The sequence below is a fragment of the Pyruvatibacter sp. HU-CL02332 genome, from assembly GCF_040362765.1.
GTDB lineage: Bacteria > Pseudomonadota > Alphaproteobacteria > CGMCC-115125 > CGMCC-115125 > Pyruvatibacter.
On the sequence record NZ_BAABWK010000001.1, the window covers coordinates 1654234 to 1680015 of the forward strand.

Below are 25782 nucleotides of genomic sequence, written 5' to 3' on the forward strand. Positions count from 1 at the left end.
TCCATGGCACAGGCTATTAGCGCCAACCGGCTCGAGCTTCTGCAGATTGCTGACGCGGTCGCCCGCGAAAAGTCCATCGACAAGGCAATCGTCATCGAGGCGCTGGAAGACGCAATCCAGAAGGCCGCCCGCTCTCGCTACGGCGCGGAAAATGAAATCCGCGCGCAGATCGATCCCAAGACCGGTGAGATCAAACTCAACCGGCTGCAGGAAGTGGTCGAGGAAGTTGAGAATGATGCGACCGAACTCTCTTTGGAAGAAGCCCGTGTCCGCAACCCGGCCGCTGTGGTTGGCGACTTTCTGACCGAGCCGCTGCCACCCATCGATTTTGGCCGCATTGCCGCCCAGACCGCCAAGCAGGTGATTGTGCAGAAGGTCCGCGACGCTGAGCGCGACCGTCAGTTTGATGAATACAAGGATCGCGTCGGCGAGATCATTCATGGTCTGGTCAAGCGTGTGGAATATGGCCACGTCATCGTCGACATGGGCCGTGCCGAAGCCATTGTGCGCCGTGACGAGCAGATCCCGCGCGAAGCCTTCCGCACCGGCGACCGCATCCGCGCCTATGTGTTTGATGTGCGCCGCGAGCAGCGTGGCCCGCAGATCTTCCTGTCGCGCACGCATCCCCAGTTCATGGCGAAGCTGTTTGAACAGGAAGTGCCCGAAATCTACGACGGCATCATCGAAATCCGCTCTGTGGCGCGTGATCCCGGCAGCCGTGCCAAGATCGCCGTCATCTCGAATGACGGCTCCATTGATCCTGTCGGTGCCTGCGTTGGTATGCGCGGCAGCCGTGTGCAGGCCGTTGTGAACGAGCTGCAGGGCGAAAAGATCGACATCATCCAGTGGTCGCCAGACCCCGCGACCTTCATCGTAAACGGCCTTGCCCCTGCTGAAGTGGTGAAGGTGGTGCTCGACGAAGACGCAGAGCGCATTGAAGTCGTTGTGCCTGACGATCAGTTGTCGCTGGCCATTGGCCGCCGTGGCCAGAATGTGCGTCTTGCCTCACAGCTGTCCGGCTGGACCATCGACATTCTGACCGAAGCTGAAGAAAGCGAACGCCGCCAGGCTGAATTCGCTGAACGCTCCAAGCTCTTTGAAGAAGCGCTGGATGTGGACGAAGTGATTGCCCAGCTGCTGGCCTCTGAAGGCTTCGCAACGGTCGAAGAAATCGCTTACGTTGAATCTGAAGAAGTCTCCGACATCGAAGGCTTTGATGAGGACACGGCTGCGGAAATTCAGGCCCGTGCAACCGAGTATCTTGAAAAGCTCGATGCCGCCCGCGATGCCAAGCGCAAGGAGCTGGGCGTTGAGGATGAAGTCGGTGAAGTGCCGGGCATCACATCAGCCATGATGGTGTCCCTGGGCGAGAACGACGTGAAGAACGTTGAAGATCTTGCCGGCTGCGCCACCGACGACCTGACGGGCTACTACGAGAGCGTTGAAGGCGAACGCCGCCGTGAGCCGGGCTTCCTGGACGGACATGATGTGTCCCCGCAGGAAGCAGAAGAGATTATTATGGCCGCCCGCGTAAAAGCAGGCTGGATCACCGAAGAAGACCTCGAAGCCATGCGGGCCGAAGCAGAAGCTGCTGAAGCCGGTGAAGAGGGCGAAGAAGGTGAAGCAGAAGAGGTGCCTGCTGAGTGATGAGCCAGGCACCAGTGGGGGAGCCTTCGGCGGAAACGTCTGAAACGCCCTCGCCTGAAAAGGGATCTGGCCGCAAGAAAACCCCGGAACGCCGCTGCATTGTCAGCGGTGAGACGGGGACAACGGCCACGCTGGTGCGGTTTGCCATCGGGCCTGACGATCAGGTGGTGCCGGATATCGAGGGCAAATTGCCCGGACGCGGTATCTGGGTGACCTCAAACCGCGATGCGGTGGAAAAAGCGGCCCAAAAGGGCCTTTTTGCCCGTGCCGCGAAACAAAATGCCAAGGCCCCCGCTGATCTGGCAGATCAGGTGGAAGCGGGGCTGAGGCGGCGGGTTCTGGCGTTGCTGGGGCTCGCGCGCAAGGCAGGCCAGGTGATGGCAGGCCATGCAAAGGTTGAAGAAGCGGCCATGAAGGCCCAAGTGGTGGCGCTGTTTTTGGCGTCCGACGCGGGCAAGGAAGGCCAGAAGAATGCGAAGGCCATTGCGGCCGGCGTCGATGCTCCGATTGTGGCTGAATTTTCGGCAGAACAATTGGGTTTGGCATTGGGGCGGCCAAATGTGGTACATGCTGCCCTGACTGCAAGCGGCGCTGCCTCAAAAGGGCGAGCGCGGCACATGGAGGCACCAGAAGTACACGCGGGCGACTTGGCCCGAAATGTACTGCCTGCCGACAAGCTCTCCGGCCTCATTATGTGTGAGGTTGGACGGTTGCAGGGGTTCCAGGGCGGAGCTTGAGTGGGGGGTGGCCCCCGTTGCGGGGTTGGCGCGTGATTTGCGGCCAGCCGGACTGACAGGTTTTTTGAAACCCTGTAGCGGCATAATCAGCCGGCTTTGCAGGGTTTGGTAGTTGAAGGGGTCTCATGAGCGAGACAAAGGACACAGACGCACAAGACGGCGAAACCGGCGGCACAGGTGCCACCCGGACACCGCGTGCGTCCGGCGGCAAGCTGACACTCGGCCGGACGGTTGAGACAGGTCATGTGCGGCAGAACTTCTCCCACGGTCGCTCCAAGGCGGTTCTGGTTGAGAAGAAGCGTCGCCGTGTGGCGCCCAAGGACAAGGCGGAAGCCCCTGCAGCAAAGAAAGCTGAAGCAGCAGCACCTGCCGCTGAAGCCAAGCCAGCTGCCGCAAAGGCGCCCGCGCCTGCAGCACCGGTCGCTGAAGCGCCTGCGCCAGCCGCAGAAGCAAAGCCTGCTGCAGCCAAAGCAGCGCCAGCCGCTGAAGCTAAGGCTGAAGCGACACCCGCCGCTGAGCCAGCTGCAAAGCCTGCTGCCAAAACAGCGACAAAAACCGCTGCCAAGACAACAACCAAGACAGCTGCAAAAACGGCCACCAAGACGGCGGCCAAAAAAGCAGCGCCCGCCGCTGATGCCGGCAAGCCTGCCCGCGCGTCTCGCCCTGAGCGTGATGCCCGCGCCCGCGGCAACATGGTGCTGCGCACCCTGACGGAAGAAGAAAAAGGCGCCCGCGGTCGCGCGCTCATTGAAGCGCGTGAGCGCGAAAAGCTTGAGCGCCAGAAGGCCATTGAAGACGCCGAGAAGCGCAAGATTGCTGAAGAGGCTGCGCGCGTTGCAGCCATCGAAGAAGCAGCTCGCCTCGCCAAGGAAGAAGAAATTGCGCGCCGTGAGGCAGAAGCCAAGGCAAAAGCCGATAAGGCTGCAGCCCTGCTTGCCAAGGAAGAAGCCGAAGCTGATGGCACGCCTGCCCAGGTTCTGCCTGGCGAGCCGAAGCCTGGCGCCAAGGCCATTCCAACACCCGTTGCGAAGAAGCGCGAAGACGAAAACAAGCCTGCACCCAAGCGCACGACCGGCAATGAACGCCGTCGTGGTCGCCTGACCATTTCAAACGCTCTGGACGACGAACCGCGCCAGCGGTCTCTCGCCGCCATGCGTCGCCGCCAGCAGCGCGAAAAGCGCGCCCGCGGTGGCAAGCAGGAGCAGGTGAAGGTCCATCGCGAAGTGACCATTCCTGACACCATCAGTGTGCAGGAACTTGCCGCGCGTATGACCGAACGTGCCGTGGACGTGATCAAGCTGCTGATGGCCCAGGGCCAGATGCTGCAGATCAACGATGTGATCGACGCGGATACTGCACAGCTCATCGCCGAAGAAATGGGCCACACGGTCAAGCGTGTGTCTGAATCCGACGTGGAAGAAGGCCTCACAGGTGAGGTGGACGACGAAGCGGATCTGCAGCCACGTGCGCCGGTCGTGACCGTCATGGGCCACGTTGACCACGGCAAGACATCGCTTCTCGATGCTCTGCGTCAGACCGATGTTGCAGCCGGTGAAGCCGGTGGCATCACCCAGCATATTGGTGCCTATCAGGTGCGTATGCCTGCCGGTCAGCGCATTACCTTCCTTGATACGCCGGGCCACGCCGCCTTTACCACCATGCGTGCGCGTGGTGCTCAGGCAACGGATATCGTGGTGCTTGTTGTGGCTGGTGATGACGGTGTGATGCCGCAGACCATCGAAGCCATCAACCACGCCAAGGCTGCAGAAGTGCCGCTGATCATTGCCATCAACAAGATGGACAAGCCCGACATCGACCCCAATCGCGTGCGCACGGATTTGCTGCAGCATGAAGTGATTGTGGAAAGCATGTCTGGTGATGTGCAGGAAGTGGAAGTCTCCGCCACGGCGAAGATGAACCTCGACAAGCTCGAAGAAGCCATTTTGCTGCAGTCCGAACTCCTTGAACTCAAGGCCAACCCGGATCGCGCTGCAGACGGCCTCGTCATTGAAGCCCAGCTGGACAAGGGCCGGGGTCCTGTGGCGACGGTTCTTGTTCAGCGCGGCACGTTGCGCCTGGGCGATGTTCTGGTTGCCGGCGGCGAATGGGGCAAGGTTCGTGCACTGATCAATGATCGTGGCGAGCAGGTCAGCGAAGCCGGTCCGTCCGAGCCTGTTGAGGTGCTCGGCCTTGGCGGCACACCGGAAGCTGGCGACATGATTTCCGTTGTGGAAGACGAATCCCGTGCCCGCGAAATTACCGAGTATCGCCAGCGCGTCCAGCGCGACAAGCGTGCGGCAGGCTCTGCCCGCGGCTCGCTGGAGCAGATGTTCACGCAGCTGCAGGAAAGCGACAAGAAGGAAGTGCCGCTCGTCGTCAAGGGTGACGTGCAGGGCTCAGTGGAAGCCATCGTCGGCACCCTCGATAAGACGGGTACGGACGATATCATGGCGCGCGTACTTCATGCAGGCGTTGGCGGCATCACCGAAAGTGATGTGACGCTGGCGGCAGCCTCTGGTGCCGCGATTCTCGGCTTCAACGTACGTGCCAATGCACCGGCCCGTGATGCGGCCCGTCAGCAGGGTGTGGATATCCGCTACTACGCGGTGATCTATGACCTCATCGACGACGTGAAGGCTGCCATGGCCGGCGTGCTTGGACCGGAACTTCGTGAGGCGTTCCTCGGCAACGCGGAAATCCTCGAAGTCTTCAATGTGTCGAAGGTCGGCAAGGTTGCCGGGTGTCGCATTACCGAAGGCACGGTCAAGCGTGGCTCGAAAGTGCGTTTGCTGCGTGATGACGTCGTGATCCACGAAGGCACATTGTCCACCCTCCAGCGCTTCAAGGACGAAGTGAAGGAAGTGGGCAACGGCCAGGAATGTGGCATGTCGTTCGAAAACTATCAGGACATCCGCAAGGGTGACGTGATCGAGTGCTTCGACGTGACGGAAGTGGAGCGGGTGATTTAAGCGCCTCGCTTGTTCTTGCCCTTAGGTCCGGATAGCTCATGAGCAGATCAGATCATGTGTCCAACGCCAGCAGGCGTGGGCCATCGCAACGGCAGTTGCGGGTGGGTGAACTCATTCGCCATGTGCTCAGTGAATTGCTGGCGCGCGGCGAAGTACACGACCCGGTGCTTGAATCGACCATTGTGACCGTCACCGAAGTGCGGGCCTCCAACGACCTGCGCAATGCGAGCGTCGCCATCGAGCCGCTGGGCGGTGTGGGCGAACAGGAAGTGCTCGAAGCCCTAAAGCGCAACCGCAAATATCTGCGCGGTGAGCTTGGCAAGCGGATGACCACCAAGTTCACACCCGATCTGACCTTCGAAATCGACAAAAGCTTTGCCGAAGGTGCCCGTATTGACGGAATCTTGCGGTCAGCGGATGTGGCACGCGACATCGAAGAAGACGAGAAATAGCCCATGGGCCGTCGCAAAAAGGGCCTGCCCGTCTCTGGATGGGTGGTGGTGGACAAGCCGCTCGGGCCGACCTCAACCCATGTGGTGTCAAAGGTCCGTCGCGCGTTCAATGCTCAAAAGGCGGGCCATGCTGGCACGCTGGACCCCCTGGGCTCGGGCATTCTGCCGGTCGCACTGGGTGAGGCGACCAAAACCGTTCCCTATCTGGTGGACGCCACCAAGGACTACCGCTTTGCCGTCCATTGGGGCGAGCAGCGCGATACCGACGACCGCGAGGGCGACGTGACCGCCACAAGCGATGTGCGCCCCACCAAAGACGCTATTCTGGCTGCCTTGCCCAAATATGTGGGAGAAATCAGCCAGATTCCGCCCAAATACTCCGCCATCAAGGTCAATGGCGAGCGCGCCTACGACCTGGCCCGCGACGGCGAGGATGTGGAGCTCAAGGCCCGCACCGTTGAAATTCACGACCTCAAGCTGATCGATCAGCCGTCCAACGACGAGGCTGTGTTTGAAATGACCTGCGGAAAAGGCACCTATGTGCGGTCGCTGGCGCGCGATCTGGCGCAGGATTTAGGCACTTTTGGCCATGTGGCCATGCTGCGCCGCCTGCGGGTCGGTCCGTTCAGCGAAGAAGACGCCGTAGCCCTTGATACTATTACCGAATTTCCGACTCAAATAGCGGTGGAAACTGCGCCCGATATGGGCAATAGTCCGCCCGCGCCAGACCCCAAGGCGCCTTTTTTATTGCCACTTGAGACCGCGCTGGACGACATCCCGGCTCTGGCCGTGAGTGGCAATGATGCGGCGCGATTAAAGCAAGGTCAGGCGGTTCTGTCGCGTGGACGGGACGCTCCCATCGTCAAAGGCACAATATGCGCCATGCTTCACGGGCAACCAATTGCCCTGTGTGAAGCACGACAAGGTGAGCTTCACCCCACGCGCGTTTTCAATCTTCCCGCATAGGGAAGACCCCAAACAGCGCCCCGTTTAGTCGCGGCGCAGAAGAAAGGAAGCCCGATGTCGATTACACCTGAGCGCAAATCTGAGCTCATCAAAGAATACGGCACAAAAGAGGGTGACACAGGTTCACCCGAAGTGCAGGTCGCTATCCTCACCGAGCGGATTTCAAATCTGACGGGTCACTTCAAAGGTCACGGCAAGGACAATCACTCCCGCCGCGGACTGCTGAAGATGGTCAGCCAGCGCCGCCGGTTGCTGGACTATGTGAAGGCAAAGAACGAGCCGCGGTACAAGGATCTGATCCAGCGCCTCGGCATTCGTCGCTAGCACGCAAAAACAAGCGCCCGCCCTTGGATAATCCAAAGGCGGGCGTTGTTGCTCAAAATCCGTATGCGGATCATCGGGAAGGCTCGATTGATGCACATGCGGTCCGGGTGTTGGAGAAGGCTCCGCTCCCGGCATCTTGGCGGCCCAAGGCAAACGAATGCCCCCGCCAGTGCCACATGACGGCACACGATTAGGAAACTGAAACTATGTTTGATATCCACAAGCAAGAAATTGAATGGGGCGGGCGTACGCTCACCCTCGAAACCGGCCGCATCGCCCGTCAGGCTGACGGTGCCGTGCTGGCAACCTATGGTGAGACATCGGTTCTCGCCACAGTCGTCGCGGATCGCCAGCCCAAGCCGGGCCTGGACTTCTTCCCGCTGACAGTGAACTACCAGGAGAAGTACTACGCAGCGGGCAAGATCCCCGGCGGCTTCTTCAAGCGTGAAGCACGTCCGACTGAAAAAGAAACACTGACATCGCGCCTGATCGACCGTCCGATCCGCCCGCTGTTCGTCAAGGGCTTCAAGAACGAAACGCAGGTTATCGCGACTGTTCTCAGCCACGACCTTGAAAACGATCCTGACATTGTCGCTCTTGTTGCCGTGTCTGCTGCTCTCACCATTTCCGGTGTGCCGTTCCTCGGCCCAATCGGTGGTGCGCGCGTTGGCTACAAGGACGGTGCCTACTCCCTGAACCCAACCGTTGACGAGCTTGCTGAAAGCGATCTCGACCTCGTGGTTGCCGGTACGGGCGACGCTGTGCTGATGGTTGAATCAGAAGCCAACGAGCTGGACGAAGACGTCATGCTCGGCGCTGTGATGTACGGCCACAAGGAAATGCAGCCGGTGCTTGATATGATCATCAAGCTGGCTGAAGGCGCTGCCAAAGAGCCGCGCGATTTCACAGCCCCTGACAACTCAGCCCTTGAAGGTAAGGTGCGTGAGATTGTTGAAGGTGACCTGCGCGCCGCCTATCAGATTGCTGACAAGGCAGACCGTCAGGAAGCCATTGCCCAGGCCAAGGACAAGGCTGTTGCAGCTCTTGCCGATGGTACTGAAGGTGCCCCCGACGCACAGGCTGTTGGTGGCTCGTTCAAGGGCATCGAGTCCGACATCGTGCGTAACTCGATCCTCGACACCAAGAAGCGCATCGACGGCCGCGGCCTTGCCGATGTGCGTCCGATCGTGTCTGAAGTGTCTGTTCTGCCGCGTACCCATGGTTCCTCCCTGTTCACCCGTGGTGAAACGCAGGCGCTGGTTGTGGCAACTCTGGGCACCGGTGACGACGAGCAGATGATTGATGCTCTGTCCGGCACCTACAAAGAAAACTTCATGCTGCACTACAACTTCCCGCCTTACTCTGTGGGTGAGACGGGTCGTACGGGCTTCACCGGTCGCCGCGAAATTGGCCACGGTAAGCTTGCATGGCGTGCTCTGAAGGCGCTTCTGCCAGCCAAGGACGAATTCCCCTACACCATTCGTCTGGTGTCGGAAATCACCGAGTCCAACGGCTCGTCCTCCATGGCAACCGTTTGCGGCGCATCACTCTCCATGATGGATGCGGGTGTTCCGCTCAAGCGTCCGTGCTCCGGCATCGCCATGGGCCTAATCAAGGAAGGCGACAAGTTCGCTGTCCTGTCAGACATCCTGGGCGACGAAGATCACCTCGGCGACATGGACTTCAAGGTGGCTGGTTCCGAAGCGGGCATCACGTCCCTGCAGATGGACATCAAGATCACCGGCATCACCGAAGAGATCATGCGCACAGCGCTCGATCAGGCAAAGGGTGGGCGTATGCACATCCTCGGCGAAATGTCGAAGGCCCTGACATCCGGTCGCGAAGAAGTGGGCGAGTTCGCTCCCCGCATCGAAGTGATCACCGTACCAAAAGACAAGATCCGCGACGTGATCGGCACCGGCGGTAAGGTCGTGCGTCAGATCGTTGAAGAAACAGGCGCCAAGGTGAACATCGAAGACGATGGCACCATTTCTGTTGCCTCCAGCGACGCAGCTTCCATCAAGGCTGCCCTCGACTGGATCAAGGGCATCACGGCAGAACCTGAAGTGGGTGAAATCTATGACGGCAAGATCGTCAAGGTCATGGACTTCGGTGCCTTCGTGAACTTCTTTGGTCCCAAGGACGGCCTCGTGCACATTTCCCAGCTTGCTCCAGAGCGCGTTGAGAAAGTGTCCGACGTGGTCAAGGAAGGCGACACTGTGAAAGTGAAGCTGCTGGGCTTTGATGATCGCGGCAAGGTTCGCCTGTCCATGAAGGTTGTGGATCAGGAAACCGGCAAGGACCTGGAAGCTGCTGAATAAGCTTCTTTCAAGCTGAACAAATTGAAACGGGCGCTGGTCATGAACCAGCGCCCGTTTTTCGTTATGGTGGGGCCAGATCAGCGAAGGGATACCCGCATGCGACTTCTGACAGCCATCATCACCATGCTTGCGTTTGCCGCGCCGGCATATGCAGCCGACGACTGGCGCAGCGTCGCCCATTCCTACGATGTTGAACGCATCGACACGGTGGCCGCTGCCATTGCCCAGGGCAACGCAGAAGCCAAAGGCAATGGCTCTGGATATGAACAGGCCGTCGCCAAGTTGCTGATGGCCGCCCCCGCCGGCGATATCGACACCAAGGCCATGGTCGGCAAATGGCAGTGCCGCACCATCAAGGTGGGAGGACCCTTTGTGGGGCTGGTCGCTTATGACTGGTTCAAATGCCGCATCGACGAACGCACCGGCGCCCTGACCGTAACGAAGGTCACAGGCTCGCAGAACTTTGCAGGCACTCTTTATGCAGATGGCCCCCGACGCATGGTGTTGCTGGGCGGCGGCTACTATGGCTATGAGGCCCCGCGGGCGTATCAGGCCGCCGACAGTGTTGACGGCAAGTCGCCGGACAACCGCGACAAGGTCGCCACGGTAGAGATGCTCGGGCCTGACTGGATGCGGTTCGTATTTCCGTATCCCGCGCGCGAAAGCACCTACGACATCATCGAATTCCGCCGTGATGGATAAGGGCGACAGGTAGCCATGCCGGACGCTCACTACGATGATCCGCGCCTTGCCGCCATTTATGATCTTGGCAATGGCTGGAGCGAGGACAGCGATTATTATCTGGCGCTCGCGGGAACCACACCCTGCCGCGTTCTGGATATTGGCTGCGGCACCGGCATCATCACCGACGCCATAGCTGCTCGCGGTCATGTGGTCGTCGGCGCGGACCCGTCACCGGGCATGCTGGCCGTGGCCAGAACCAAGCCCCGGCGAGACGCTATTCGCTGGGTGGAGAGTGACGCGCAGTCGCTGGACCTCGACGAGACATTTGATCTCATCATCATGACCGGTCATGCGTTCCAGACACTTGCCACGGATGCGGACATTGCCACGGCGGCTGCGTCCATCAAGCAGCACCTGGCGCCTGATGGCCGTGCAGTATTTGAAAGCCGCAATCCCCTCATCGACTGGCCATCCAGATGGGCTTACGGAGTTGATCTTGAAGCTCCACAGGGAACGATCCGTGAGACACGGGAGTTTCTTGGCCATGACGCAGGATGCATGACATTTGACCTGCGCTACAGATTTCCTGACGGGGCAGAGCTTGTGTCCCGCAGCGTCCTGCGCTTTGCGGACCGCGACACGATTGAAACCCTGTTCCGCGCGGCAGGGCTCGTGGCCGAGCACGTCGACGGCGACTGGGACGGATCACCCTTCGACGCGGCGTCGTCGCCCGAAATGATTTTCCACATGCGTCACGGCTAGGTCACGAAACGACTGCCTGTACACTTCACTCCCGCATCCCCGGACTTGATCCGGGGTCCACTCTCGGTCGCTGTACAGGTGATGGTTTGCGAGTAGGCCCCGGATCAAGTCCGGGGCTACGTAATTTTTTGTGTTCTCTATCCCCGGTCCTTTGAGCGGCCTCATACTGGGTGCGCCTCGTGCTTGAGGGCATCCCGGACCGTCCGGGCTTGGGCATGGGGGCGGATGGCCTTGTGGGGTGCTTGCGGGTAACGAACGCAAACGACCACAAGGCGGCGAAGGCTCGGCCCGGCGCGTAAAGTAAGATCGCCCCGGTGGACGTGCATGCGGACGCGACACATGGCCAGACCGGTGTCGGAATGCATGTGTGACCGGTAGCAGGGCTGCGGTGGAACACTGCGAGGTAACGCCTTGCCCCATCGCTTGTGCAAAAGCCGAAGACCATTCGTAACGGGAGCGCTGCTTACGAGCGGCACTCGAACCATTTTTTGATCACAACGGCCGGGCTGCCACGGCGGCGCTCCCGTTCTCCCTTGCCAGAGATGCCTCTTGAAAGCAGCTTTTAAATATGCATATACATATTACAGGTGATCAGGAGACAGCCATGCCGACAAAGACCGACAGAAAAGAGCTGCTGGACATCGGCCAGAACTGTGCCGCGTTGCGCACGCGCATGGCGGCGCGCGGTGTGACCCGCGCCTATGACGCGGCCCTGCGGCCGCTGGGCATCAAGATCACCCAGTTCACATTGCTGGTGACAGCGAAATACGAGGCGGAATTGTCCATAGGTGACATGGCGGATTTTCTGGCCATGGAGCGCTCGACCCTGACCCGTAACCTAAAGCTGCTGGCGGAGATGGGCCTGATTGAGATGCGTAAAGGCTCAGCCCCGCGCACCAAGGTGCCGATCATCACACCCAAGGGCGATGCGCTGCTCACAAAGGCCATTCCCGTCTGGAGAGATGCGCAGGCGCGGCTGACCGCCCATATGGGCAAGACCAGATGGAAAGAAGCGCGCACCCTTCTGACGGATCTGTCGCTGGTCCCCGGCTAAGCCGGTCACACTATTGTTCTGAACATCACACATTCAAATATGTATATACACTAATAGGAGTGCCTCATGGCTCTCGAAGATCAACAGGCCGTCATTCGCTATCGCCAGAGCGCGGCTGCGCAAACCGCCAGCCGGAAGGGCGCCTCGCTCGATTCCGAATGGCTCAAGGCGTTGGTGCTGGAGTGCGGTGCGGACGATGCAGGTTTCGTCGCCATCACCCGCGAAGAGCTGCAACCGCAGCTTGGCAAACTCACCAAACTGATGCCGCAGGTCAAAACCCTGGTCAGCATCTGCTGCCGCATGAATCGCACAGCCGTTCAAAGCACCACGCGCTCGATTGCCAATCATGAGTTTCACGAAACCTATGACGAGGTAAACCATGTGGCCCGAAAGCTGGTGCGGCGCCTGACCGACGAAGGCTATGACGCCATGAACGCGGTCGCAGCCTTTCCCATGGAAATGCAGAACGCGCCCGGCGACACCATCCCCATTCACCACAAACCCATCGCGGAAGCTGCGGGCATCGGCAAGATGGGCCTGCACCGCAATGTCATTCACCCCAGGTTTGGCAATTTCATTCTGCTGGACACGGTGCTGATCGCCCATGAGGTCAGCGAACAGAGCGCAGCGCTGGACTACAGCCCCTGCATCGACTGCAAACTGTGCGTATCAGCCTGTCCGGTGGAAGCCATCGGCATGGACGGCTCGTTCAATTTTTCGGCCTGCTATGCCCACAACTACCGCGACTTCATGGCCGGGTGGGCAGACTGGGTGGACCAGGTCGTCGAGGCCAAGGACCGCGATGACTTCCGCACCCGCGTGACACCGGGCGAGACGGCATCGGTCTGGCAAAGCCTGTCCTTCAAGCCCAACTACAAGGCGGCCTATTGTGTCGCCGTCTGCCCGGCGGGGGAAAACGTGCTGGGTTCGTTTCTGGAAGACCGGGTCGCCTACAATCGTGACCACGTGCAGCCCTACAAAGAGCTGACGGAAACGGTCTATGTGCTGCCGGGGTCAGACGCAGAAGACTCAGTGCCCCGCCGCTACCCCCATAAGACGGCAACCCGCGTCGGCTGGGCCATGGATGCCACCGAGATCTTCAGCTTCCTGTTCAACCTGACGCTCACCTTCCAGCGCCGTCAGGCACGCGGCGTGTCGCAGATCATCAATCTGGTGCTGCCGGGCAGAGAAGGGGACGAAAATCCACTGGAAGCCAGCCTTCGCATCCATGACCAGCGTCTGGAAATCCTCTACTGGCATGCGCCTGAAGCAGATCATCACATTACGTGTTCGCAGGACACATTCATCGCCATGTTCCGTCATGACTTTGATCTGGACACTGCGCTGGAGGCAGGAGATATCGCAGGCGACATGAACGCGCAGGCGATCCGTAAACTGATCAAGTGTTTTCCAAAATATGGCTATCTGCCGCCACAGATTTTGCAGGCAGCAGACTAGTAGTCCATCCGCCCGAACAGATCGTCATAGGGCACCATCACATGAGCGCGGTACGCCTCGCGCTCGCTCAGCCGCCCATAGAGCGCTTCCACATGAGGCAGGCTCGGACGGTCAATCGGCATGGTGAGATAGCGAAACAGCGTGCCACCCGCAGGGATGTCCGCAAGGGTGAGAGTGTCACCGGCGATGTAGGGCGTGTTTTCAAGGTGCGCGTTCAGCGCGGTAAAGCCCGCATGGCAGCGCTTGAAGGCACCCTTGAGAAAAGCCGCATTCCGCTTGTCTTCAGGGGTTCGGTAGTAGGCCCAGAAGATTTCCAGCAGGCTGACCTGGAGGGTCGTTGTGGCCCATTCGATCCATCGATCCTGCTGGGAACGCTGGAAGGGATCAGCAGGCCACCATGCGTCGCCGCCATGCTTGGCAGCGAGATAGCGCAGAATGGTGTGGGATTCCCACACGGCCCCGTTCTCGTCCTCGATGACCGGAATCCTGCCGTGCGGATTGCGCGCCAGAAACTCCGGCGTATCCAGACCGCCAAACGTGCTGCCGGCATCTATGTGCGTATGTTCGAGGCCAAGCTCGCCAATGAGCCACATGACCTTCTGGACATTCTGAGAATTGCGACGCCCCCAGACTGTCAGCATGGTGCGGAAGCCTTATTCAGCAGCGTCTGTAGCAGCGGACGTGCCGGACGCATCGTTGTCAGCATTGGCGCCATTGCTGCGGCCGCCATTGCGGGCCTTGGCAACCTTGGCGTAGCCCTTGCCGACAAGATCCTTGTCGAGGTCACGCGCCTGCGGCATGCCAACCACATTGTAGCCCGCATCCACGTGATGCACTTCACCGGTGACGCTGCGCGACAGGTCGGACAGCAGATAGAGCCCGGCACCGCCTACGTCTTCCAGCTCAATTGGCTGCTTCAGCGGCGCGTGAGTGAGGTTCCAGTTCAGCACGGTCTTGGCGTCAGAAATCGCAGAGCCAGCGAGCGTGCGCATGGGACCTGCAGAAATCGCGTTGACGCGAATACCGTCACGGCCAAGGTCAACGGACATGTAGCGGACGGACGCTTCAAGCGCTGCCTTCGCCACACCCATGACATTGTAGTTGGGCATGACGCGTTCAGCGCCGGCATAGGTCAGTGTGATCATGGAGCCGCCTGCGCGCATCATCGGGGCCGCGCGGCGCGCGATATCCACGAAGGAGAAGCAGGAGATGTCCATGGTCTGATGGAAGTTTTTGCGCGTCGTATCGAGGTAACGGCCCTTGAGCTCGTTCTTGTCCGAATACGCAATGGCATGGACCAGGAAGTCGAGCTGGCCCCATTCTTTCTCAAGCTCTGCAAAGACCGCATCAAGAGACGCCTCGTCAGCCACATCAGCTGGCAGAACGAGCTTGGAGCCGACACTTTCCGCAAGCGGTGTCACCCGCCGGCCAAACGCATCGCCCTGATAGGTAAAGGCCAATTCTGCTCCCTGATCAGCGCATGCTTTCGCAATGCCCCAGGCAATGGAGTGATCATTGGCGACGCCCATAATGAGGCCGCGCTTGCCTTGCATAAGATTGCCAGTAGCTGACATTAGTGGGTTTCCCCCGTCCCCGAACGCAGGCCGAACCGGCCCTGAACCCCAGAGGGGCTGTTAACCAAAATCAAGATGCTCATCCCCCGCGCTGCCTTACCCATTGTAGCGCTTGAACACGAGCGAACCATTTGTGCCGCCAAAACCAAAGCTGTTTGAGAGGACACAGTTAAGCTCCGCATTATCCACCCGTTTCCTGACGATGTTGGCGTCAGCCAGAACCGGGTCGATCTCCTCAATATTTGCACTTTCACAGATGAACCCCTGATCCATCATGAGCAGTGAGTAGATAGCTTCATGCACACCGGCTGCGCCCTGGGCATGGCCCGAGAGTGACTTGGTGGCCGAAATCGGCGGCATGTCCGCCCCGAAGACCTCGCGAATGGCGTTAACTTCCGGGATGTCGCCGACGGGCGTCGAGGTGGCGTGCGGGTTGATGTAATCAACCTTCTCGCCAACGCCATCAAGCGCAATGCGCATGCAGCGTGCAGCGCCTTCGCCGGACGGGGCCACCATATCGGCACCGTCAGAGGTGGCGCCGTATCCGGCAACTTCCGCATAAATTTTCGCGCCGCGTGCCTTGGCAACTTCAAGCTCTTCAAGCACCACCACACCGCCACCACCGGTGATGACAAAGCCATCGCGGTTGGCGTCATAGGCACGCGATGCCATGGCCGGATTGTCATTGTACTTGGAGGACATGGCCCCCATCGCATCAAACAGCGATGACAGCGACCATGCGAGCTCTTCGCCGCCGCCTGCAAACATGCGGTCCTGCTTGCCCCACTGGATCTGTTCCGTGGCATTGCCGATGCAGTGCGTGGACGTGGTGCAGGCCGACGCGATCGAATAGCTCGGGCCTTTGATCTTGAACAGGGTCGAGATGTTGGCGGAGATGGTCGACGACATGGCCTTGGGCACACTCGTTGGACCAATCTTGCGCGGACCTTTTTCACGGGTGATGTCGGCAGCAGCCACAATGGCTTTCGTCGACGGCCCGCCGGACCCCAGAATGGCACCGGTGCGCTCGTTGGAAATCTCGCTGTCCTCAAGGCCGGCGTCACGCACGGCCTGCTGCATGGCGAGATAGGTGTAAGCAGCACCGTCGCCCATGAAGCGGCGCGTCTTGCGATCAAGCGCTTCCTCAAGGTCGATCTTGAGGGTGCCAGCCACCTGGCTGCGGAAACCCATATCCGTGTAGGTCTGCTCGGCCACAATCCCGGATTTGGCTTCGCGCAGGGACGCGACCACTTCCTGAGTGTTGTTTCCGATCGACGACACGATGCCCATGCCCGTTACGACAACTCGCCTCATCAAGATACCTCTTCAACCCAAATGTCAGTCTGCGCGATTGCGCCCGAAGTCCGTGCCGTCAGCGCTTACGCTGTGGACAGGCCGACGCGCAGATCTTTCGCCTCAAAAATGTCTTCGCCGTCGGCGCGTACAATGCCGTCTGCAATGCCAAGCACCAGACGTCGATTGACCACCCGCTTGAACGTCACGTGATAGGTCACAAGCTTGGTCTCAGGCACGATCTTGCCGCGGAACTTCACTTCACCCACACCCAGCGCAAACCCGGCGCCCTTGGCACCGGTCCAGCCCAGATAGAAGCCCACCATCTGCCAAAGGGCATCAAGGCCCAGGCAGCCGGGCATCACCGGGTTGTCTTCAAAGTGGCAGGGGAAGAACCAGAGGTCCGGCTTGATGTCGAGCTCGGCGATCATTTCGCCTTTGCCATTCTCACCGCCTTCAGCGTTGATCTCAGTAACGCGATCAAACATCAGCATCGGCGGCAGCGGAAGCTGGGCATTGCCCGGCCCGAACAGGCGTGAGTGACCGCATTCGATGAGGTCATCATAGGTGTAACTGGACTTCTGGGGGCCTGAGGCGTGCTGAATCGTTGTCATGAGGTCGGTATCGGTCCTGGCGCGTTTTGTATTCTTGATATTCGTTGCTTAGCTCGCGTTGGTAGCACACGCGAGGGATTAGCAAAAGCGAGCAAAATCAAGCAAAACTAAGGCCGAAAATCCTTGCATCTGCACGCCAGTGGGGGCCTGTGTGGTGTGAAATCTATCCCCGCCCCTGCATTTGACCGGAGAATGTCCCGATGATCACAGTTCACCACCTCAACAATTCGCGCTCGCAGCGCATTTTGTGGCTGCTCGAAGAGCTTGGCGTTGAGTATGAAATCAAGTTCTACAAGCGCAACGAGATCAACCGTGCGCCGCCGGAACTCAAGGAAGCCCATCCCCTGGGCAAGTCACCCATCATCGAAGACGGCGACAACATGATTGCCGAATCCGGCGCAGCCGTTGATTACCTGATCCGCACCTATGGCGGCGGCAAGTACATGCCAGCGCCTGGGAGCGCCACCTTTGAGAAGTACAATGAGTGGATGCACTACGCGGAAGGTTCCGCCATGGTGCCGCTTTTGATGAAGCTTTTCACCTCTATGCTGGGCGAGGGTGGCGAACCGCTACAGCCTGTCATCGACGCGGAAATCACCCTGCATCTAGGCTACATGAATGATGCCCTGGGCTCGAACCTGTTCTTCATGGGCGATGAGCTGACAGGTGCCGACATCATGCTGACCTTCATCTGTGAAGCAGCGGACAGCCGCATTGGCCTTGATGGCTATGACAACCTGATTGCCTACACCCAGCGGATCCACGACCGCCCCGCCTATCAGCGCGGACTTGAAAAAGGCGGACCCTATGAGCTGATCCGCACCCGTGCAGACGACTAGGGCGTAAGCCGCAAGGACCAAAGCAATGGCAGCACCCGCTCTGCGCCGGACCGGCAGGGTGATCCTGATGGACCCGACCTATCGGGTGCTGCTGTTGCGCTTTGCCGTCACCAAAAACAACGAGCCGTTCGAGTTCTGGGCCACGCCAGGTGGGCGTGCAGAGGACGACGAGAGCGATCTGGAAGCCGCGATCCGTGAGCTGGATGAGGAACTCCGGCTCACCGTCACCCTTGAAGGCCCCGTGCACGTCCACGAAAGCACCTTTGAAGTGAACGGCAATAAGTGGCGTGGCCGGGATGTTTTCTTCCATGGCACCTGCGCGGCCTGCGACCCGGTTTTCACCGGCGGAACCGAAGAAAGCGAGCGCCAGGCGCTCCAGGAAATGCGCTGGTGGACGCTGGATGAACTTGAAAAAACCGCAGAAACAGTGTTTCCGCCGGATCTGGGCCCGGTTTCGCGCACCCTCGTGTCTTGACAAGTCATTGAGGCACACCACATTTTGGGTGTTGTTGTAATCATTCCAAAGAGGGATGGGCCCATCTGGCTCGCCCCGATCTCAGGGCCGCGAAGCCATGACGAACCCAGTTTCCACAGCTCCAGCATCAGCCCCGGCCTCATCTAGCGATGCCGCCATGAGCGGTGACCGGCCCTACGCCCAGACGCTTCAGGCGCTGCGCGACAAAGGCCTGCGCCCCACACGTCAGCGGCTTGCTCTTGGGCGGCTGCTGTTTGATGGCGGCGACCGGCATGTGACCGCTGAGGCGCTGCACGCAGAGGCCTCCAAGGGCGGCGTGCGGGTGTCTCTGGCGACGGTTTACAACACCCTGCACCAGTTCACCGACGCGGGTCTGCTGCGCCAGGTCGTGGTCGATGGCGGCTGCACCTATTTTGATACCAACCTCAGCGATCATCATCACTTCTATCATGTGGACGATGCGCGCCTTGAAGACATTCCCGGTGACGGCATCACCGTGACGGGGCTTCCACAGGTGCCTGACGGGGCTGCTCTGGAGCGTGTCGAGGTGATCGTGCGTGTTCATAACGCAAAAACCGGCGGCTGACGCCGATAGGTCTTTGGCTTCAAAGACTTGGCGTCAAAGCGCTGAAACCGGCCTTTTGTAGCTGCGAATTGATCGCAAAAATACTTTCTAAAACAAAGCGTTTGGGCACTGTTTAGACCTGTTCCAGTCTTGACAGGGCAGGGCCTGCTACTACGTTTGCAGGGTATGGCGATGGCCCGCGCCTGCCTGTTCGCAGACACCTGCGCGGCCAGTTTCGCCCGAGTTTCGATGAGGAGGATCCCCTAAAATGTCACTCGCAGATTCCAAGACCCTGGACAATTTGAAAGAAGCTTTTGCCGGCGAAAGCCAGGCAAACCGTCGCTACCTCTACTTCGCGCAGAAGGCGGACGTTGAAGGCTACAACGATGTTGCAGCCGTGTTCCGGTCCACCGCGGAAGGTGAAACCGGCCACGCCCACGGCCACCTCGAGTTCATGGAAGAAGTCGGTGACCCGGCAACGGGCGAGCCAATTGGCGCGACCGACAAGAACCTCAAGGCCGCGATTGCCGGTGAAACCCACGAGTACACAGACATGTACCCGGGTATGGCCCGCACAGCGCGCGAAGAAGGCTTCGACGAAATTGCTGACTGGTTCGAAACGCTTGCCAAGGCCGAAAAGAGCCACGCCGGTCGTTTCCAGAAAGCCCTCGACGGCATGGACGCCTAAGTCACGTCCGACAGACAAAAGGGCCGGGACATGTTCCCGGCCCTCGCTTGTTCAAGTCTCACGACCATTCAAAAAACACAGGCATGAAGACTCATGGCAGAAGGCAGCCTAGAAGCACCCACCCGGCATCCCATCGAGTGGAAGAGCGACGAGTTTTACGACGAAGCCAAGCTCGATGAAGAGCTGCGCCGCGTCTTTGATATCTGCCACGGCTGCCGACGCTGCTTCAATCTGTGTGACTCCTTCCCGCGGCTGTTCGATATGATCGACGACAGCGAGAGCGGCGAACTCGATAGCGTCACCTCAGACCAGTTTGGCCCCGTCGAAGAAGCTTGCACCCTGTGTGACATGTGCTTCATGACGAAGTGCCCTTATGTGCCGCCTCACGAATTCAATCTCGATTTTCCCCATCTCATGCTGCGGTACCGAAAGGTCCGTACACAGAATGGCGACGCCGGCAACGTCACCGCCCGCCAGCTCGCCGAGATGGACCGCAACGGCAAGATGATCCGGCCCATCGCAGGCCTTGCCAATTGGGGATCGAAGAAAGACAACAAGCTCACACGCCCGGTGATGGAAAAAGTCGCAGGCATTGATGCCAAGGCCGAGCTGCCAACATTCGCCGGCAAGACGCTGATGATGCGTGCCAAGGCACATGAAAAAGTGGGCACGCTTGCGCCTGCTGCCGACGGCAAAGCGACCGGCCGCAAGGCGGCGCTGTTTGCCACCTGCAACGGCAACTACAACAATCCGCAGATGGGTGAAGCGGCACTCAAAGTGCTCGCGCGCCAGGGCGTGACCGCCAAGCCGGTCTATCCCGGCTGCTGCGGCATGCCGTTCCTGGAACAGGCCGACCTTGAGCGTGTCGCCGAGCAGGCCAAGAAGGTATCTGCTGAGCTGCGCCCACTGGTCGATGAAGGCTGGGACATCGTTACTCTCATCGCGTCGTGTGGCCTGATGATGAAGTTCGAGTGGCCGTTGATCGTGCCAGACGACGACAACGTCATTGCGCTGTCAAAGGCCGTCAAAGACATCGATGAGTACATCGTGGACATAGCCAAGAAGGAAGGCATTGCCGATGGCATGAAGCCTCTGGACGGTGGTGTTGCGGTCCATCTGGCGTGCCACGCTCGTGCGCAGAACATGGGCGCTAAGGCCGTTGAGATGCTCAAGCTCATTCCTGACGCCAAAGTAACACCGGTTGAGCGGTGCGCAGGGCATGGCGGCACGTTTGGTGTGCTTAAAGAGACCCACGATGTGGCGATGAAGGTTGGCAAAACGACCGCGCGCAATATCTCTAAGACCAGCGCTGAACATGTGGTGAGTGAATGCCCTCTGGCCCTGAAGCACATCATGCAGGAAATGGATGAGCTTGGTCTCATAGACGAGAGCAAGCCGAAGCCATCATCAGCGCATCCGATTGAGTTGATTGCCCAGGCATACGGACTTTAGGCCAGACCCTGGTCCGCAGACTGCCGGCACACGTTTGAGTAAAGGACGGAAATGACCGCAATGCCCAACCCCAGCGAAATCACCCGCGCCGACATCATGTCCATCGAGGACTATGCAAAGGAACGTGCGGAGCGCCGCAAGGCCATGATGCCCGTCAAGCGCGAGCGCCGCATCGAAGTGGGTCCGCACGCGACTTTCTACTTCGAGAGCTACGACACCATGTGGCACCAGATCCACGAAATGCTCTACATCGAAAAAGGTGGCGACGAGCAGATCGAGGACGAACTGACCGCGTACAATCCGCTCATCCCCAAGGGCAAAGAGCTTGTGGCAACGGTCATGTTCGAGATCGATGACCCGATCCGCCGCAAGAACGTGCTCTACAAGCTGGCCGGCATCGAAGAAACGGCGTTCATCGACATTGACGGCGACCGTGTGATGTCTGACCCCGAGCACGACATCGACCGTACCTCTGAAGACGGCAAATCCTCATCCGTGCACTTCCTGCACTTTCCGTTCACGAATGAACAGATTGCAGCCTTCAAGAAGCCCGGTGCCAAGGTCATGATCGGGTTCTCTCATGAGAACTACCAGCACCTCGCCGTCGTATCCGATGCAATGATTGCCCGTTTGGGCGGTGATTTCGCGTAACGCGGATCAGCCTGCTTCGCGGGCGTAAATACCAAACAACGCTGTGGCCCGCATGAAACCCTCGTGCGGGCCCATGCGTACGGCGCACCACGTCTGGCTGCAATTGACCAGCGCGCCGACGACACCCGGCTCCACAAGAGCGACTTCGTCGCTTGCTGAGTCTGGCGCAAAGTGAAGCGGCACAAGGTCGCCCGTGCGCGGCTCCTGCTTGTCGGGCCCAACCACCATGACAGTCCGTTCACCGTCGATGAGGGTGTGGAACACCCAGCCCTGGTCCCCATCCACGTCACGGATACGGCGCCAGTTTTCAAACTCGGCGGTCACTTCAACCGGCACATCTTTGCGCACGAACACCCACGCCACCTGGTGGTTGGTGGAGGGCCCTCCGCGCACATTGACCGGGCTGGATTTGATCGACACGAAGCGGGGCATCGGCAGCCCCGTCACCGGCCCGATCTGAACGCCGCCGCTCAGGGTGCTTGCAGCACTTGGCTGCGCCATGCTGGCTGGCCCTGTCGCGGCACCGGCCAGAATGACCGCAGCCATAAACGCTACACCGCGCAAAAGCGCGCGAAGCGCGTGGAGAAGGTTATGGAGCGATAAAAACATGTCGGCTGAGATGCGGGGCAAACCGGTATTCTTGTTCTACTGCCATGCTGGCAATTGGGGGGTACCCCTTATTGCAAGCACGTTTGCCGACGGTCAAGCAGCCTGTAAGTCCCTTGGGCGGTTCATGCCGAGCCGGAGCATCAATGCGCTTTGATGCTGACGCGATGGGGTGGTAGGAATGAGCCAAGCATTGCGCCGCGCCGGACAGCCCTTGGCTGCGCTGGCACAAGGCGTCCATCTGTAAAAGGTCGCGTCCCGTGCCGCATTCAAAACCCATTGTCACCGTCACCCGCAAACTGCCTGACATTGTGGAAACGCGCATGCGCGAGCTGTTCAACACGCATTTGAACATTGAAGACGTGGCCATGACCCGCGAAGCGCTGGAACAGGCGGTGGCAGACAGTCATGTGCTTGTCCCAACCGTGACGGACCGCATTGACGCCGACCTCATTGCCAAGGCGGGCGACGATCTCAAGCTGATCGCCAACTTTGGGGCCGGGGTGGACAACATTGACGTTGAGGCCGCCCACGCCAAAGGCATCACGGTCACCAACACGCCGAATGTGTTGACGGAAGACACCGCCGATCTGACCATGGCGCTGATTCTGGCCGTGCCGCGGCGCGTGACCGAAGGCGCACAGATCATCACTGAAGACAATCAGTGGCAGGGCTGGGCCCCCACCTGGATGATGGGGCACCGCATTCATGGCAAGCGTCTGGGCATCATCGGCATGGGCCGCATTGGCCAGGCTGTCGCCCGACGCGCCAAGGCGTTTGGTCTGTCGATCCACTACCACAACCGCAACCCGGCCAACCCCGCCATCGAGGAAGAGCTGGAAGCGACCTACTGGGATTCGCTGGATCAGATGCTGGCACGCATGGATATCGTGTCGGTCAATTGCCCGCATACGCCCGCGACATATCACCTGCTCAACGCGCGGCGGCTGCAGTTGATGAAGCCGGAGGCCTACGTCGTTAACACCGCTCGCGGCGAGATCATTGACGAAGTGGCCCTATGCAAGGCAATTGATGATGGTGCGATCGCCGGTGCCGGGCTCGACGTGTTTGAAAACGAACCCGCCGTGAACCCCAAGCTGCTGGGGCGTCCCAACGTGGTCCTGTTGCCGCATATGGGGTCCGCCACCATCGAGAGCCGCACGGAGATGGGCGAAAAAGTCGTCATCAACATTCGTAGCTTCGTCGATGGCAATGCGCCGCCTGACAGGGTGTTGCCCACAGACGTCTAGACCCTTCTACTCGGCAGCACAGGGCCGTGCCGGGCACGTCAGACAGGGGTCTTCGGCGTATTCAAGATCATTCAGGGTCAGGAACCGCTGGACGCTGCCATCGTCGCCCGCATAGGGCAGGACAAGTGTCCGTTGTGCCAGCAAGTCCTGGCCGGTCCACCGTGCCTGAGCGCCCAAGCAGTAAGGCTTACGGTTCGCTACAGCCCACTTCATGCGTCCAAAAAACGCTTCTGCACCCACGAGGTCGGCTGGCTCCGACTTGTCCTGGTCCACTTCCCAGCCGGTCATCTCCAGATTGGTGATTTCGCGGATGGCGCTGCCGGCCAACCGGAAGACAAACCGGGTCCCTTCGTTCTCCACGCCAATAATGGTGATGTAGGGCAGAAATCTTGGTGGAATAGTCGATGGTCGCAGATGCGACATGTGTGGCAGATCAGCGCCGTCGCGCGCCTCATCCCAATGCTTGTAAAAAGCTGCAAAGCTAGGAGACGCAAGCGGGCTGCCTGCCTCAATAGGACAAAACTGGTCCTTGCCCTGTGGAATGTTACGCCCCTCGCAACCACGCAACGGCACCCAATTGAATGCCGGACAGCCACTATCTGTGGTAAGTGTAAAAATAGGGTTTGCAACTGTGGGTGGGTGTCACGAGTTGTTCTCAGGGTCCCGCCGCAGCTTCACCCGCCGCACCCGTGTGTCCAGCGCATCATACAAAAGCAGGCTTCCTGCCAGACTTGTCCCTGCACCGGTTATCTCCTTGATGGCCTCCATTGCCATCATCGAGCCGATGACGCCCGTGAGCGCGCCGACGACACCAGCCTCTTCGCAGGTGGGAACGCTTCCAGGCGGCGGCAGGTCTGGGACCAGGTCACGATAACTGGGGGAGGGCGAACCATCTGCCAGTGTTTCCCAGGCCCGAAACACTGCAAGTTGCCCGTCAAACCGACCGACCGCTCCTGAAACAAGCGGCACGTGGGCTGACTGGCAGGCAGCGTCCACAAGAAAACGGGTTTCAAAATTGTCGCAGCCATCAAGAACAAGGTCATAACCTGCCACGAGTGCCGAGGCATTTGCGTCGGTGAGCCGCTCCGTATGCGGAACGATGACCGTGTCCGGATTCAGGGCGTTGATGGTGCGGGCAGCGCTGGATGTCTTGGCTTCGCCAATGGCCTCAGTTGTGTGCGCGATCTGCCGCTGCAGATTGGACAAAGAGACGATGTCGTCATCCACCAACCCTATGGTGCCGACGCCGGCCGCTGCGAGGTAGAGCGCTGCCGGCGAGCCAAGCCCGCCGGCACCGATGATCAGCACACGTGCTTTGAGAAGTGCCTGCTGGCCCGGCCCGCCGATCTCCTTGAGCAGAATATGTCGCGCATAGCGCTCAAGTTGATCGCCGGTCAGAGCCACAGGATTTGTCCTAGATACCGTCAAAGAGGGCGGTGGAGAGGTACCGCTCGGCAAAGCTTGGGATGATTGCGACGATCGTCTTTCCCGCCATGTCATCGCGCTCGGATACTTCAAGCGCCGCAGCAATGGCCGCGCCCGATGAGATACCGCCGGCAATGCCTTCTTCGCGGGCAGCCTGACGAGATGTTTCAAAGGCTGTCTCGTTGCCGATGGTGATCACTTCGTCGATCAGATCCTTGTCCAGATTACCCGGCACAAAGCCCGCGCCGATACCCTGAATCTTGTGGGGGCCCGGCTGGCCGCCAGACAGGATGGGAGAATCTTCCGGCTCGATGGCGATCATCTTCATGCCTGGCTTCTTGGCCTTCAGCACAGAGCCTACGCCGGTGAACGTACCCGCCGTGCCGATGCCGGAAATCACCACATCAACCTTGCCGTCAGTGTCATTCCAGATTTCTTCCGCCGTGGTCTGGCGATGGATTTCAGGGTTGGCCGGATTGTCGAACTGCTGTGGCATCACGGCGTTCGGCGTGGACTGAAGCATCTCTTCAGCGCGGGCAACCGCGCCCTTCATGCCCTTGGCAGCTTCTGTCAGCTCAAGCTCGGCGCCAAGCAGCGCCAGCATCTTGCGGCGCTCCATGGACATGCTTTCCGGCATGACCAGAATGAGCTTGTAGCCTTTCGCAGCAGCCACGAAAGCCAGCGCAATGCCGGTGTTGCCGGAAGTGGGCTCAATCAGAACCGTGTTCTCGTTGATCTTGCCCTGCGCTTCCAGCGCTTCAATCATCGCAACGCCGATGCGGTCCTTGACGCTGGACAGCGGGTTGAAGAATTCGAGCTTCAACAGCACGTCGGCTTTGCCGTTCTTGTTCATGCGCTTGAGGCGCACCAGCGGGGTGTCACCAATGGTCTGCGTGATGCAGTCGTAAATGCGGCCGCGGCCTGGCTTGTCGGTCATGGGGTTGCCTCCTGTATTGCGCGCTTTTTGTTCGCGGAG

Annotated in this window: 26 protein-coding genes; 18 read left to right on the forward strand and 8 right to left on the reverse strand. The window is 59.7% G+C overall.

The window, feature by feature from the left end; translation table 11 throughout:
• Positions 1-3 precede the first annotated feature (3 nt).
• From nusA to ABXH05_RS07885, 11 genes are all read left to right on the forward strand, one after another.
• On the forward strand, positions 4-1647 hold the full coding sequence (gene nusA / locus ABXH05_RS07835) for a transcription termination factor NusA (RefSeq protein WP_353560526.1): 1644 nt from the start codon (positions 4-6) through the stop codon (positions 1645-1647).
• Positions 1647-2384: an RNA-binding protein gene (locus ABXH05_RS07840; protein ID WP_353560527.1), complete on the forward strand. Its 738-nt coding sequence runs from the start codon at positions 1647-1649 to the stop codon at positions 2382-2384. Before nusA ends, ABXH05_RS07840 begins: the two co-directional genes overlap by 1 nt.
• A 125-nt stretch (positions 2385-2509) precedes the next feature.
• A complete protein-coding gene (gene infB, locus ABXH05_RS07845) occupies positions 2510-5353 on the forward strand; it encodes a translation initiation factor IF-2 (protein WP_353560528.1) in 2844 nt (947 codons plus the stop codon).
• Positions 5354-5391: 38 nt separating this feature from the next.
• Positions 5392-5805, forward strand: coding sequence for a 30S ribosome-binding factor RbfA (gene rbfA, locus ABXH05_RS07850; protein ID WP_348136612.1), 414 nt, complete (start codon positions 5392-5394; stop codon positions 5803-5805).
• Between the two features lie 3 nt (positions 5806-5808).
• Positions 5809-6771, forward strand: coding sequence for a tRNA pseudouridine(55) synthase TruB (truB, locus tag ABXH05_RS07855; protein ID WP_353560529.1), 963 nt, complete (start codon positions 5809-5811; stop codon positions 6769-6771).
• Between the two features lie 54 nt (positions 6772-6825).
• Positions 6826-7095, forward strand: coding sequence for a 30S ribosomal protein S15 (rpsO, locus tag ABXH05_RS07860; protein WP_348136614.1), 270 nt, complete (start codon positions 6826-6828; stop codon positions 7093-7095).
• 206 nt (positions 7096-7301) lie between these two features.
• Positions 7302-9416 (forward strand): polyribonucleotide nucleotidyltransferase, encoded by a 2115-nt coding sequence (pnp, locus tag ABXH05_RS07865; RefSeq protein ID WP_353560530.1) that lies wholly within the window; start codon positions 7302-7304, stop codon positions 9414-9416.
• 96 nt (positions 9417-9512) lie between these two features.
• On the forward strand, positions 9513-10118 hold the full coding sequence (locus tag ABXH05_RS07870) for a DUF4893 domain-containing protein (protein ID WP_353560531.1): 606 nt from the start codon (positions 9513-9515) through the stop codon (positions 10116-10118).
• 15 nt (positions 10119-10133) lie between these two features.
• Positions 10134-10862 (forward strand): class I SAM-dependent methyltransferase, encoded by a 729-nt coding sequence (locus tag ABXH05_RS07875; RefSeq protein WP_353560532.1) that lies wholly within the window; start codon positions 10134-10136, stop codon positions 10860-10862.
• Between the two features lie 604 nt (positions 10863-11466).
• On the forward strand, positions 11467-11916 hold the full coding sequence (locus ABXH05_RS07880) for a MarR family winged helix-turn-helix transcriptional regulator (protein ID WP_353560533.1): 450 nt from the start codon (positions 11467-11469) through the stop codon (positions 11914-11916).
• A gap of 66 nt (positions 11917-11982) precedes the next feature.
• On the forward strand, positions 11983-13374 hold the full coding sequence (locus ABXH05_RS07885) for a 4Fe-4S binding protein (RefSeq protein ID WP_353560534.1): 1392 nt from the start codon (positions 11983-11985) through the stop codon (positions 13372-13374).
• On the opposite strand, the gene ABXH05_RS07890 is transcribed toward ABXH05_RS07885, so the two are convergent.
• The 4 genes from ABXH05_RS07890 to fabA form a co-directional block, all read right to left on the reverse strand.
• Positions 13371-14015 carry a glutathione S-transferase family protein gene (locus tag ABXH05_RS07890; RefSeq protein WP_353560535.1) on the reverse strand — a complete coding sequence of 215 codons (645 nt, stop codon included), beginning with the start codon at positions 14013-14015 and terminating at the stop codon, positions 13371-13373. The genes ABXH05_RS07885 and ABXH05_RS07890 overlap by 4 nt on opposite strands.
• Before the next feature lie 12 nt (positions 14016-14027).
• Positions 14028-14948, reverse strand: coding sequence for an enoyl-ACP reductase FabI (fabI, locus tag ABXH05_RS07895; RefSeq protein ID WP_348136621.1), 921 nt, complete (start codon positions 14946-14948; stop codon positions 14028-14030).
• Positions 14949-15044: 96 nt separating this feature from the next.
• The gene (fabB, locus tag ABXH05_RS07900) at positions 15045-16262 is read right to left on the reverse strand and encodes a beta-ketoacyl-ACP synthase I (protein WP_353560536.1); all 1218 of its coding nucleotides are present in this window, start codon (positions 16260-16262) and stop codon (positions 15045-15047) included.
• 65 nt (positions 16263-16327) lie between these two features.
• Positions 16328-16855: a bifunctional 3-hydroxydecanoyl-ACP dehydratase/trans-2-decenoyl-ACP isomerase gene (gene fabA / locus ABXH05_RS07905; RefSeq protein WP_353560537.1), complete on the reverse strand. Its 528-nt coding sequence runs from the start codon at positions 16853-16855 to the stop codon at positions 16328-16330.
• Between the two features lie 200 nt (positions 16856-17055).
• Here fabA and ABXH05_RS07910 point away from each other — a divergent pair, with 200 nt between their 5' ends.
• From ABXH05_RS07910 to ABXH05_RS07935, 6 genes are all read left to right on the forward strand, one after another.
• Positions 17056-17694 carry a glutathione S-transferase family protein gene (locus ABXH05_RS07910; protein WP_348136624.1) on the forward strand — a complete coding sequence of 213 codons (639 nt, stop codon included), beginning with the start codon at positions 17056-17058 and terminating at the stop codon, positions 17692-17694.
• Between the two features lie 25 nt (positions 17695-17719).
• A complete protein-coding gene (locus ABXH05_RS07915) occupies positions 17720-18169 on the forward strand; it encodes an NUDIX domain-containing protein (RefSeq protein WP_353560538.1) in 450 nt (149 codons plus the stop codon).
• 97 nt (positions 18170-18266) lie between these two features.
• Complete coding sequence (irrA, locus tag ABXH05_RS07920; RefSeq protein WP_502947724.1) at positions 18267-18755, forward strand: iron response transcriptional regulator IrrA; 489 nt, start codon at positions 18267-18269, stop codon at positions 18753-18755.
• Positions 18756-19002: 247 nt separating this feature from the next.
• On the forward strand, positions 19003-19422 hold the full coding sequence (locus ABXH05_RS07925) for a rubrerythrin family protein (protein ID WP_348136627.1): 420 nt from the start codon (positions 19003-19005) through the stop codon (positions 19420-19422).
• A 93-nt stretch (positions 19423-19515) separates the two neighbouring features.
• Positions 19516-20874 (forward strand): (Fe-S)-binding protein, encoded by a 1359-nt coding sequence (locus ABXH05_RS07930; protein ID WP_353560539.1) that lies wholly within the window; start codon positions 19516-19518, stop codon positions 20872-20874.
• 60 nt (positions 20875-20934) lie between these two features.
• Entirely contained in the window at positions 20935-21525 is a 591-nt protein-coding gene (locus tag ABXH05_RS07935; RefSeq protein ID WP_353560540.1) for a DUF3501 family protein, read from the forward strand.
• A gap of 6 nt (positions 21526-21531) precedes the next feature.
• Here ABXH05_RS07935 and ABXH05_RS07940 read toward each other — a convergent pair whose 3' ends face one another.
• The gene (locus tag ABXH05_RS07940) at positions 21532-22071 is read right to left on the reverse strand and encodes an SH3 domain-containing protein (RefSeq protein WP_353560541.1); all 540 of its coding nucleotides are present in this window, start codon (positions 22069-22071) and stop codon (positions 21532-21534) included.
• Between the two features lie 383 nt (positions 22072-22454).
• On the opposite strand from ABXH05_RS07940, the gene ABXH05_RS07945 reads away from it, so the two are divergent.
• Entirely contained in the window at positions 22455-23381 is a 927-nt protein-coding gene (locus tag ABXH05_RS07945) for a 2-hydroxyacid dehydrogenase (RefSeq protein ID WP_353560994.1), read from the forward strand.
• A 6-nt stretch (positions 23382-23387) separates the two neighbouring features.
• On the opposite strand, the gene ABXH05_RS07950 is transcribed toward ABXH05_RS07945, so the two are convergent.
• From ABXH05_RS07950 to cysK, 3 genes are all read right to left on the reverse strand, one after another.
• Positions 23388-23954, reverse strand: a complete 567-nt coding sequence (locus ABXH05_RS07950) for a PAS domain-containing protein (RefSeq protein ID WP_353560542.1) — start codon at positions 23952-23954, stop codon at positions 23388-23390.
• A gap of 69 nt (positions 23955-24023) precedes the next feature.
• Complete coding sequence (locus ABXH05_RS07955) at positions 24024-24785, reverse strand: HesA/MoeB/ThiF family protein (protein ID WP_353560543.1); 762 nt, start codon at positions 24783-24785, stop codon at positions 24024-24026.
• Positions 24786-24795: 10 nt separating this feature from the next.
• Positions 24796-25743, reverse strand: a complete 948-nt coding sequence (gene cysK, locus ABXH05_RS07960) for a cysteine synthase A (protein WP_353560544.1) — start codon at positions 25741-25743, stop codon at positions 24796-24798.
• Positions 25744-25782: the final 39 nt, after the last annotated feature.